We start from the raw sequence: 11,182 nt of genomic DNA, 5'->3' as shown, positions 1-11,182 counted from the left end.
GCTAAAGTAGAGAGGAGCGGTTGTTTCCGCCAGCCAGTGGCGTCAGCGACTGGCAACTCAGGGATCAGCTCGTCAGCAATGACGACTCGCCAATAACGTCAAAGAGGTGTGTTAATGAAACGCCATGCTTTTTCCGCGGCAGCCTTTTCGGGAGCGCTCCTGGGCGCCGCCATGTTCTCCGCGCCGGCCGTGGCCCAGGAACGCTTCATCACCATCGGTACCGGTGGCCAGACGGGCGTCTATTATGTCGTGGGCCAGTCCGTCTGCCGCATGGTGAATCGCGGCAGTGACGAGCACAACATTCGCTGTAACGCCCCGTCCACGGGGGGCTCCGTGGCCAACGTCAATGGCATGCGCAGCGGCGAGCTCGACATGGGCGTGGTGCAATCCGACGTCCAGTATCGCGCCTACCACGGCGAGGACAACTTCGAGTCAGACGGCGCTTGGGAAGACATGCGTGCCGTCTTCACCATGCACGGCGAGCCGCTGACCGTGGTCGCGCGCGCCGACTCCGGCATCGAGCACTTCACCGACTTCCCCGGCAAGCGTGTCAACATCGGCAACCCGGGCTCCGGCCAGCGCAACACCATGAACGTGGTGATGGATGCGATGGGTTGGGACACCGACACCTTCTCGCTGGCCTCTCAGCTCGATGCCGCCGAGCAGGCCGCGGCATTGGCCGACAACAACATCGATGCCATGGTCTACGTGGTGGGACATCCCAATGGCTCCATCCAGGAAGCGACTACCACTATCGACGCTCGCCTTGTCCCGGTGACCGGCGAGGAGATCGATGCCCTCATCGAGGAGCATCCCTACTACACCCGTTCGGTCATTCCCGGCGGTCTGTATCGTGGCAACGACGAGGACGTCGAGACCTTCGGCGTTGCAGCCACCTTCGTGACTTCAGCCGAAGTGGACGAAGAGATCGTCTACGAAACCGTGAAGGCGGTGTTCGAGAATTTCGATCGCTTCAAGCGCCTGCACCCGGCGTTCGAGAATCTCAGCGAAGAAGAAATGATCTCGGACGGCCTGACCGCACCGCTGCACGACGGTGCCGCTCGCTATTATCGTGAGCGTGGCTGGATCGAGTGATCCGGTACTGAGGGGTAAGGCGTCCCTCTGCTGAGATGCGCGGACCCTGAAGGGTCCGCGCGTCCGTTTGGACCTGCACAGACTACCAAAGCCCTTGAGGGCTGCAGCGATCGTGGGGCATGACGGTAATGACTGACGAAAAGACAAATCCACAAAAGTCCGAGGTGGATCTCGAGGATATGGTGGCCTCGAGCGACTCGGGTGCTCGCAAGCCGCTCGGCGCGCCAGGCAGGCTGCTGGTCGGCGTTGCCGCCGCCTGGTCGCTGTTTCAGCTCTGGATCGCCTCGCCGCTGCCTTTCATGGTCGGCTTCGGTGTCTTCAACGCAACCGAGTCGCGCTCGATTCACCTGGCCTTCGCCATTTTTCTGGCCTTCCTGGCCTATCCGGCGTTCCAGCGCTCACCGCGCGATCGCATTCCGCTGCCGGACTGGGGACTGGCCCTGGTCGGTGCCTTCTGCAGCCTGTATATCTTCATTTTTTACGACGCACTGGCCCAGCGACCTGGCGCCCCCATCCTGCAGGACGTGATCGTTGGTATCACCGGTATACTGGTCCTGCTCGAAGCGACCCGGCGCGCTCTCGGCCCACCGCTGATGATCGTGGCTTCGGTCTTTATCCTCTATACTTTGCTCGGTCCCTACATGCCGGGCATCCTGGCCCACCGTGGGGTCAGCCTTTATGGGCTCATCAATCACCAGTGGCTGACTACTCAGGGCGTATTCGGCATTGCCCTGGGCGTCTCCACCAGTTTCGTGTTCCTGTTCGTGCTGTTCGGGGCTCTGCTCGACAAGGCGGGCGCAGGAAACTACTTCATCAAGGTGGCCTTTTCGCTGCTCGGCCACTACAAGGGCGGGCCTGCCAAGGCCGCGGTGGTGGCCTCCGGCATGACGGGGCTGATTTCCGGCTCATCCATCGCCAATACCGTGACCACCGGTACCTTCACCATTCCGATGATGAAACGGGTCGGCTTCTCGGCCGAGAAGGCTGGTGCGGTGGAGGTGTCGTCCTCGGTGAACGGCCAGATCATGCCGCCGGTCATGGGGGCTGCGGCCTTCCTGATGGTGGAATACGTCGGCATCTCCTATGTGGAGGTGATCAAGCATGCCTTCCTGCCGGCGCTGATCTCCTATATCGCACTGATCTACATCGTCCACCTCGAGGCGCTCAAGGCGAATATGAAGGGCTTGCCGTCGAGCAATCCCGCGCGCCCCTTCCTCAACAAGGCGATTGGCTTCCTGACCGGCCTGCTGCTGCTCATGGGGCTCTCGTTTGCCGTGTACTATGGCCTCGGTTGGCTCAAGCCGGTGCTGGGCGATGCCACGCCCTGGGTAGTGGGGATCATCCTGGCCGTCGTCTATGTCGGCCTGCTCAAGCTTGGCTCATTCTATCCGGAGCTCGAACTCGATGACCCTGCCTCGCCGGTGATCAACCTGCCGCAGACCCGGCCAACGGTCATGGTTGGCCTGCACTACATCCTGCCGGTGGTGGTGCTGGTCTGGTGCCTGATGGTGGAGCGCCTCTCGCCGGGGTTGTCGGCCTTCTGGGCCACCGTGCTGATGATCTTCATCATGCTCACCCAGCGGCCCATCACCGCCTTTTTCCGTGGCCGTAGCCGCCTGGCTGCCGACATCAAGGAGGGCTTCGTCGACCTGTGGGACGGGCTGATCGCCGGTGCGCGCAACATGATCGGCATCGGCATCGCTACGGCGACCGCGGGGATCGTGGTGGGGGCGGTGTCCCAAACCGGCGTGGGCCTGGTACTGGCCGACGTGGTCGAGATCCTGGCCATGGGCAACCTGTTGCTGATCCTGCTGTTTACCGCCCTGCTCAGCCTGATCCTGGGCATGGGGCTGCCCACCACCGCCAACTACATCGTGGTGTCGGCGCTGATGGCCCCCGTCATCGTGTTACTGGGCCAGCAGAATGGCTTGATCGTGCCGCTGATCGCGGTGCATCTGTTCGTCTTCTACTTCGGCATCATGGCTGACGTGACGCCACCGGTGGGGCTGGCCTCGTTTGCCGCGGCCGCAGTGTCCGGGGGAGATCCGCTGCGCACTGGCTTCCAGGCGTTCTACTACAGCCTGCGTACCGCGGCGCTGCCGTTCCTGTTCATCTTCAATACCGACCTGCTGCTGATCGAGGTCAACTGGCTGCAGGGAATGGTGATCTTTGTCATCGCGACGATCGCCATGCTCATCTTCGCCGCCGGCACCCAGGGCTATTTCCTGGTGCGCAGTCGCTGGTACGAGTCGCTGCTGCTGCTGCTGGTGGCCTTCACCCTGTTCCGCCCCGGCTTCTGGATGGATCGCATTCACGATCCCTACCGGTCGGTGCCGCCGCAGCAGTTCGTCGAGGCCCTGGGCAATGTCGACGAAGACAGCCAGCTCAGGGTGCAGATCGAGGGCCTGAACCCCTACGGCGAGCCCATGACCACCTATATCCAGGTACCGGTACCCCGCGGCGACACTGCCGAAGAGCGCATGCAGCGTCTGGGACTCGAGCTGTTGACCGAAGACGATCGAACCCTCGTCGACTTCGTCGAGTTCGGCAGCACGGCCGAAGATCTCGGCTTCGATTTCGACCAGGAGATCGTCGAGGTGTTGGCTCCGGTGGATCGCTGGGCCAAGGAGTGGATGTGGTTGCCGGGCTTCCTGGTGTTCGGCCTGGTAGTGCTGTTGCAGCGTCGGCGGCGCCAACGGCAGCCGTCGACCGCCCAGGCAGCTTGAGGAGGGGAGAAGATGTACGACAAGATAATGTTGCCGGTGGACCTCAATGAGGAAGCCTCCTGGGCCAAGGCACTGCCCACGGCGCTGACCCTGTGCCGTACCTTCGGTGCCTCGTTGCACGTGGTGACGGTGCTGCCGGATTACCACATGCCGCTGGTCGGTTCCTATTTCCCCAGCGATTTCGAGGAAAAGGCGCACCAGGCCCTGTCGCAGGCGCAGCATCGCTTCATCCAGGAGCATGTGCCAGATGACGTCAAGGTGCAGTCGGTGATCGTCGACGGCTCACCTTGGGAGGCGATCGTCAAGGCGGCCAAGAAGCTCCAGGTCGACCTGATCGTCATGGCCTCGCACAACAAGCGCAAGTTCGCCGACTACGTGCTGGGACCCAATGCCGAACACGTAGTGCACCACTCGAAGATGTCGGTGATGATCGTGCGCTGAGCTGGCGTGCCGGGACATCAGGCCTTGGTTCCCCAGGTGTCCTGGCAGATCGCGTTGTACCAGCCGATGGCGTACTCGGCTTCCAGGGCGCGAGTGGTCCTGGAGGCATCCTGCGGACTCAGGCCGCCGGCTCCTGCGACCTCGGCAATGACGCCGTCCTGAACGCGATAGACGCCCGCCTCCGAGACGGCATACTCGGGACCAATCAGGCTGTAGCAGGCATGGGTCCAGTACGCTTCCGGCGCCGGGCGTGCCTCCAGTGAGGCGGCAACGGCTGCCGCCACTACCTTGGCCTGGGCGCTGGCACAGAAGGCCGACTTGGGCATCGGGTCGGCAATGGCGGCGTCGCCGATGACGAAGACATCCTCGACGTGCTGCGACTCGAAAGTCTCGGGCTTGACTGGTGCCCAGCCTGAGTCGTCGGTCGTGCCGGCACGCTCGGCGATCGTGCCGGCCTTCTGCGGCGGTATCACGTTGAGCACGTCGGCCCGATGCACGGTGCCGGACTCGGTCTCGACCTCCCGGCGTGCGGCATCGACCCGGATAGCGCGACCGCCGTCCGAATGCCCCACCCACTCGATGCGATCGCCATAAAGCTCCTCCCACCCCTGCTGGAACAGCGCCTGCTTGGAGAAGCTGTCCTTGGCGTCGAGAATCAGCACCTTGGCTTTCGGCTTGTACCGGGCCAGGAAACTGGCCACCAGGCTGGCGCGCTCGTAGGGGGCGGGTGGGCAGCGGTAAGGGTTGGCCGGGACGACCATGACGAAGGTACCGCCTTCTTCCATGGCCAGTAACTGGGAGCGCAGCAGCTCCGTCTGGGCGCCGGCTTTCCATGCATGCGGTACCTGCTGGGCGGCTGTCTCATCGTAGCCCTCCAGCGCGCTCCAGCGGAAGTCGATTCCCGGCGAGAGAATCAGACGGTCGTATTTCAGCTCGCGACCGGTGGACAGTCTCGCCGTATGGGCGGTGGGGTCGACATCATCCACGCTGGCATGGATCACGCGAACTCCATAGTGATCCTTGAGTTCGTCATAGCCCTGGGCGATGGACTCCATGCTGCGTAACCCGCCCAGGTGCAGATTGCTGCCGGGACAGGTGTGGAAGATCTCGGCGGGCTCTACCAGTATCACTTCAATGGCGGGATTGGCCCGTTTGAGATACTTGGCGGCGGTGGCGCCACCAAAGCCTCCGCCCGCCACGACCACCTGACCGGCATGCTGATTGCCGATGGTGAAAGGGGGCACGCTGCCGAGCAGGGGCAGCAGCGAGGCGGCCCCAAGACCCTTGATCAACTGGCGCCGGTCGAGGCCCGAACGTGGGGAATGCTGCGTCATGGCGTACGTCTCACTCCTGCTGCTGTGGTTCGGTATCCCCGGTGTCGTCGGCTTCTTCCGGGTCGATAGCGGAAAAATGCTCGGCCAGTACGGCCAGCTCGTCGTCGGTGAAGCCCTTGGCGATGCGATCCATGATGGTGGCATCGCTCGCTTCGTCGTGCTTGAACGCGAGCAGCCGCGCTTCGAGAACGGCCGCCGGTCTCCCTGCAATCGTCGGTACGCTGCCTATCAGCTGTCCGTCGGTGCCGTGACAATTGGCACAGCTGTCGGCCATCAGGGCGGTACGTTCGGTGGAGGAGGTGGCCTCGGCAAGGCAGGGGAGGGCAACTCCCGATAGCGCAACGAGCAGCGCCGAGGATGCCAGGTGAAGAGTCCGTTTCATCGGCAGGTCCTGAGTAGCATGTTCTTGGTTGGACCACGCCTTTGGCGTGCCCGTTCATGTGAGGACGACATGCATGAGTTGAGCAGGTCGACCTGTTGCGTTGACAACTTCGCGCGGCAGTCTTGCGTTCGGTCAACTACATTAAAACTGCGTTAAGACAACAAGACGTGATCCGGACCTCCCGGCCGGTAGAACGCTCGCATCGTCCTTCTCATGGCGACCAGACGGGGTACGACAATGAACGCAGCCGCAAGAAGCGCCGGACAACCCTCCACTCCCAACGTCAAGATCATCATCAACTCGATTGGCATGGACAGGCCCAAGGCCTGGTTGCTTGCCGGTTTCGAGGATTTCCGCCAGGCCGCCGCCGTCAGCCTCGCCTACGGCATGTTCTGGGTCGGTTTGAGTATCGCCATCACGGCGGGTGCCATCGTGCTTGGCCTGTGGCACTGGCTGCTGCCGCTGGTGGCAGGCTTCATGTTCCTGGGGCCGCTGGTAGCGGTCGGTTCCTACGGTATCAGTCGTGCCATCGAGGAGGGCCGCGCTCCGCATCTGGGTGACGCCTTCAGTGCTTGGCGTCCGCACGCCGGGCAGTTGGCGATGATGGGCGTGATGATGATGATCTTCTTCCTCGCCTGGATTCGCCTGGCCACGCTGCTGTTCGCGCTCTTCTTCGGTTTCGAGGCGCCTGGGGCGACGGAGCTCTACGCTTCGCTGTTGACCACCCCCGACGGGCTTGGCCTGATAGCGGTAGGAACCGCGGTGGGGGCCGTGCTGGCTTTCGGTGCCTTTACGATCAGTGTGGTCGCCATCCCGACCCTGATGGATCAGGATCTGACCTTCATGGAGGGCATCGAGGCCAGTATACGTGCCGTCGCACGCAATTTTCGTCCCATGCTGCTGTGGGCCCTCATCCTGACTGCATGCGTCCTGGTGGGCGTGCTTACCTTCTATATCGGCTTGGCCTTGATACTGCCCGTGCTGGGACATGCCAGCTGGCACGCCTACGAGGATCTGGTGCGCTGTGAGCAGAGAGACGGGAATCCGTGACGATGGGGCCGCAGGGGGATCGCCCCCTGCGGCTCGACATTGCCGCTGAGGAACTGAACTTCTCTTGGGATTCGAGTAGGCTTGGGGCTTCATCATGAATACGGAAGCCCCACCGATGCATGCCCTGTGGCCCTGCCGCGCCGTCCTGACCCTTAGCCTACTCCTGTGCAGCATCACGACCGCCGCGCTGGCTGAGTCCCTGCCTCCCCCGGAAGGCGAGGTGCTGCTCAGGGTCACGGGCGACCTCGACCATCCCAACGTCGGAGCTGAGCTGCACCTCGACCGCGCGATGCTGATGGCGCTCGACCAGGGCGTGATCGAGACGAGCACGCCCTGGACCGAGGGCGTCGGTCGATTCGAGGGTCCATTGCTACGGGCTCTGCTTGAAGTGGCCGGTGTTGACAGCGAGCATGTGCGGATCCGGGCGTTGAACGATTACGAAGCCGAGGTGCCGGTAGCCGACTTTCACCAGTACGGCGTGATTCTGGCGATGAAACGTGATGGGGCGCCCATTGCCGTGCGTGATCTGGGTCCTATGTTCGTCCTCTACCCCTTCGATGAGCACCCTGAGTTGCTCAACGAGACCATTCGCCACCGCTCGGTGTGGCATGTGGGCAGCGTCCATGTCCCGTAATCTTGGCCCGATGCGAGGCATCGTCGCATGCTGCGTTATCCGCTACGCCTGAAGCTGGTATCAGCGGCGGCGCTGATCTTCTTCACGGCCGCTCTGGTGGTGGTGGGGCTGGCAGCCTGGCGCCAGGAGCAGCTCCACCAGAGCGTGATCGAAGATGCGGCTTGGCACGCCTACAAACTCGATCGTGACGTTACGCAACTGCGTAGCGACCTGGCCTTGAAAGCGGCCAATGCGCGCTCCCTGTCGTCGGTGAGGCTGCGTTTCGAACTGATCTACAGCCGCGTCAATCTGCTGCAGCGCGGCGACATCAGCCGAGCGGTCGCCCAGGTGCCCCTGGCCGACCGATTGCTGTCCGACCTGATCGTGCGTATCGATGACCTGGATCGCCTGCTTGAAGAGATCGGGCAGTTGGAAGAGGAAGAGCGCTGGGTCTTGTCCGACCGGCTGGAGCGGGTAGGGGGACTGACCGAGCAGTTGATCATTGCCGTCAACGGCCATCTTGCCGAATCGGCGACTCATGATCGCAAGGTGCTGCAGACCCTCTACGCCCTGCTATTGGCGCTGATCCTTGCCATGAGCCTGGCCGCCATGCTGGTGATCGTCTTTCTGGTACGCGAGGCGCGTGACAATGCCCAGGCGCGCCGCTCGCTGGAATCTCTGAGTCGCAAGCTGCAAACCACTGCCCGTCGGGCCGAGGCCGCCAGCCAGGCGAAGTCGGAATTCCTGGCCACGGTCAGCCACGAGATTCGCACGCCTCTCAACGGCGTCATAGGCATGAGCGATCTGCTCCTGGACCAGCCGATCGACGCACAGTCGCGCGAGTATGCCCGCACGCTGCACGTCAGCGCGGCGCGTCTGCTCGAGTTGATCAATGACATTCTCGACTTCTCCAAGATCGAATCGGGCAAGCTGGAACTCGAGCGACGCGCCTTCCGCCTGACTGCGCTGATCAGGGATGCCTGCGAACTCTTCACCCCCCGCGCCAGGGCCAAGGGGCTGGAGCTGGTCACGTATGTGTCGCCTGACCTGCCCGAGCCGCTGATGGGCGACCCGACACGCTTGCGCCAGGTGCTGCTCAACCTGCTTTCCAATGCCATCAAGTTCACCGAACAGGGCGAGATCCGTATCGAAGCCAAGGTGAGTGCGCAAGGACGCCTGAGCCTGGCGGTCTGCGATACCGGCCCTGGCATACCCGAGGACAAGCAGGCGTGGCTCTTCGAGCCCTTCCGGCAAGGTGATGCCTCGACGGCAAGGCGCTATGGCGGTACCGGGCTTGGGCTGGCCATCTGCCGACGCCTGACCGAGGCCATGGGGGGCAGCATCGGCGTCGATAGCCATCTCGGCCGCGGTAGCCGTTTCTGGCTAGAGCTGCCGCTGGAGCCGTCCCACGACGAACAGGAGCCGGAAGCGCCCGAGCCGGCGAAGCTGGAGCCGGCGATAGGTGTCAGGGTATTACTGGTGGAAGACGACCCGGTGAACCAGCAGGTGGCGGTAGCGCTCCTCGAGCGCCATGGTTGCCAGGTGCGTGTGGCGGAGAGCGGTAGCAAGGCGCTGGCACTGGCCGCCAGAGAGACTTTCGATCTGATCTTCATGGACGTGCAGATGCCCGGCATGGATGGGTTGGAAACTACCCGGCGCTTGCGGGCGGCCACTGGCTGGAGTGCCAGAGTGCCGATCGTGGCAATGACCGCAGGCGGACCGGGCGCCGAGCGCGAGCGCTGCCTGGCCGCGGGGATGACCGACTACCTGACCAAGCCGCTGCGGCGAGATGAACTGGCGGCGTCGCTTCGGCATGGCCTGGGCGGGCGAGCGAGGGCTGACTTGCCGGTTTTGCTTGTGGAGGAGAACTCGCCTGACGGTATCGTGGATGAGGCCGTGCTGGTCGATTTGCGGGCAATACTGGGCGCGGAGGCGCTCGATACACTGTTCGGTGTCCACCGCGAGCAACTGCAGCAGCATATCGACAACCTTCGGTCCGCCTGGGAGTGCGGCGACATGACGCGATTGGAGGAAAGCGCACACCGTATCAAGGGCGAGACCGGCAGCGTCGGCGGGTGCCGGCTGGCCGCAATGGCCCAGCGCCTGGAGCGATACGCCCATGCTGGGCAGCATCACGAGGCGGGTATCGAGCTCCGCGCCTTGCTGGCCGGTATTCCCGTCACGCTCGAGGCACTCGAGCAGTGGCGGAATGCCCACGTGGAGTCTCGCTAGCCGGGACTCGCGCAGATACCTGGCTTGGTCTGCGTCGCGCCTGCCGCGAGTGCGCTCCCAACTTCCCGACTGACGCCAATGTAGGAGGCAGCCTCCCTCCAAAGTACTGCCCCCCGAACTCTCCCTGAATGCTTTACTGGGTTCGAGTCGTTGCCGCAAGGCACGGCTGTCACCCACCCTGCCGACAGGAGAGACACCATGTGGACCAAGCCCAGCTATCGCGACCTGCGCCTCGGTTTCGAGGTCACCTTGTATATCGCCAATCGCTGATCTCGATTGTGGATCATGTCATCTGCGAACGGGGCTGAATGGCCCCGTTCTGTTCGAGGGGGGGGAGACGTCATGCAGGTGCTCATACTCGGCTCGGCCGCCGGGGGCGGCTTTCCGCAGTGGAACTGCAACTGTGACAACTGCCGCGGGGTGCGCCAGGGGCGCGCCGGCCTGCGCCCCAGAACGCAATCCTCGATCGCCGTCAGCATGGACGGCGAGCGCTGGCTGCTGTGCAACGCCTCGCCCGATATCCGCGCGCAGCTCAATGCTCATCCGGCGCTCTGGCCGACCCGTGGCCTGCGTGACAGCGGCATCGCCGAGGTGCTGCTGGTGGATGCCCAGATCGATCACGTCAGCGGGCTGCTGTCGCTGCGCGAGGGCTGCCCGCTGGACGTCTGGTGTACCGCTAGCGTTCACGGCGACCTGGTCGAGGGGTTCCCGCTGTTTCCCATGCTCTCCCACTGGAACGGTGGCCTGGCCTGGCACGAGATTCCCATGACCCAAGATGCGCCGAGTTGCACCTTCCAGGTGCCAAGCTGCCCGCAGCTGGACATCACGGCCCTGTCGCTGCACTCCAATGCGCCACCCTATTCGCCGCGTCGCGGAGCACCGGCGGCCGGCGACAATCTGGGACTGCTGTTCCGCGACCGGTCGACGGGCAAGACGCTGTTCTATGCCCCCGGCCTGGGGCAGCCGAGCGCCGCGGCAAGGGCGCTGATGGCCGAGGCCGACTGCGTGCTGGTCGATGGCACGCTGTGGCACGACGACGAGATGATACGCCTTGGCATCACCGACGCCACCGGAAGCGAAATGGGTCATCTGGCGCTGGCCGGGGAGGGTGGCATGATCGAAGAGCTCGATGCCTTGCCGGCTTCGACACGGCGCATTCTGATTCATATCAACAACACCAACCCCATCCTCGACGAAACCTCCGCCGAGCGCGCCGTACTCGCGCAGCACGCCATCGAGGTGGCCCATGACGGCATGCAGTTCACCCTGTAGCGACCGGGCCAGCACCTCGCCACAGACCTCTACCAAC

At 63.6% G+C, this 11,182-nt stretch carries 10 protein-coding genes; 8 read left to right on the top strand and 2 right to left on the bottom strand.

Annotation, left to right across the window (positions count from 1 at the left end; all coding sequences use genetic code 11):
- The first annotated feature begins 114 nt into the window (after positions 1 to 114).
- The 3 genes from KPL81_RS01950 (at position 115) to KPL81_RS01940 (ending at position 4,262) form a co-directional block, all read left to right on the top strand.
- Complete coding sequence (locus KPL81_RS01950) at positions 115 to 1,095, top strand: TAXI family TRAP transporter solute-binding subunit (RefSeq protein ID WP_209473713.1); 981 nt, start codon at positions 115 to 117, stop codon at positions 1,093 to 1,095.
- A gap of 128 nt (positions 1,096 to 1,223) precedes the next feature.
- Positions 1,224 to 3,821, top strand: a complete 2,598-nt coding sequence (locus KPL81_RS01945; protein ID WP_219790803.1) for a TRAP transporter permease — start codon at positions 1,224 to 1,226, stop codon at positions 3,819 to 3,821.
- Positions 3,822 to 3,833: 12 nt separating this feature from the next.
- Complete coding sequence (locus KPL81_RS01940) at positions 3,834 to 4,262, top strand: universal stress protein (protein WP_219790457.1); 429 nt, start codon at positions 3,834 to 3,836, stop codon at positions 4,260 to 4,262.
- A 17-nt stretch (positions 4,263 to 4,279) separates the two neighbouring features.
- Here the strand turns inward: KPL81_RS01940 and KPL81_RS01935 are convergent, their stop codons facing one another.
- Entirely contained in the window at positions 4,280 to 5,596 is a 1,317-nt protein-coding gene (locus tag KPL81_RS01935) for an NAD(P)/FAD-dependent oxidoreductase (RefSeq protein ID WP_219790456.1), read from the bottom strand.
- Positions 5,597 to 5,606: 10 nt separating this feature from the next.
- Positions 5,607 to 5,978, bottom strand: a complete 372-nt coding sequence (locus KPL81_RS01930) for a c-type cytochrome (protein ID WP_219790455.1) — start codon at positions 5,976 to 5,978, stop codon at positions 5,607 to 5,609.
- 237 nt (positions 5,979 to 6,215) lie between these two features.
- Here KPL81_RS01930 and KPL81_RS01925 point away from each other — a divergent pair, with 237 nt between their 5' ends.
- The 5 genes from KPL81_RS01925 to pqqB all read left to right on the top strand — a co-directional run bounded on the left by KPL81_RS01925 (position 6,216) and on the right by pqqB (position 11,145).
- A complete protein-coding gene (locus KPL81_RS01925; protein WP_209473709.1) occupies positions 6,216 to 7,028 on the top strand; it encodes a DUF2189 domain-containing protein in 813 nt (270 codons plus the stop codon).
- A 94-nt stretch (positions 7,029 to 7,122) separates the two neighbouring features.
- A complete protein-coding gene (locus tag KPL81_RS01920; protein ID WP_240549009.1) occupies positions 7,123 to 7,662 on the top strand; it encodes a putative pterin-binding protein in 540 nt (179 codons plus the stop codon).
- A gap of 27 nt (positions 7,663 to 7,689) precedes the next feature.
- Positions 7,690 to 9,873, top strand: coding sequence for an ATP-binding protein (locus KPL81_RS01915; protein WP_219790454.1), 2,184 nt, complete (start codon positions 7,690 to 7,692; stop codon positions 9,871 to 9,873).
- 198 nt (positions 9,874 to 10,071) lie between these two features.
- A complete protein-coding gene (gene pqqA / locus KPL81_RS01910; protein WP_209478690.1) occupies positions 10,072 to 10,143 on the top strand; it encodes a pyrroloquinoline quinone precursor peptide PqqA in 72 nt (23 codons plus the stop codon).
- A 72-nt stretch (positions 10,144 to 10,215) separates the two neighbouring features.
- On the top strand, positions 10,216 to 11,145 hold the full coding sequence (pqqB, locus tag KPL81_RS01905; RefSeq protein WP_219790453.1) for a pyrroloquinoline quinone biosynthesis protein PqqB: 930 nt from the start codon (positions 10,216 to 10,218) through the stop codon (positions 11,143 to 11,145).
- The last annotated feature ends 37 nt before the right edge of the window (positions 11,146 to 11,182 follow it).

This window comes from Billgrantia antri, assembly GCF_019430905.1.
Lineage (GTDB): Bacteria > Pseudomonadota > Gammaproteobacteria > Pseudomonadales > Halomonadaceae > Halomonas > Halomonas antri.
The sequence above is the reverse complement of the archived record's forward strand: the minus strand, read 5'-3'. Positions and strand labels throughout refer to the sequence as shown.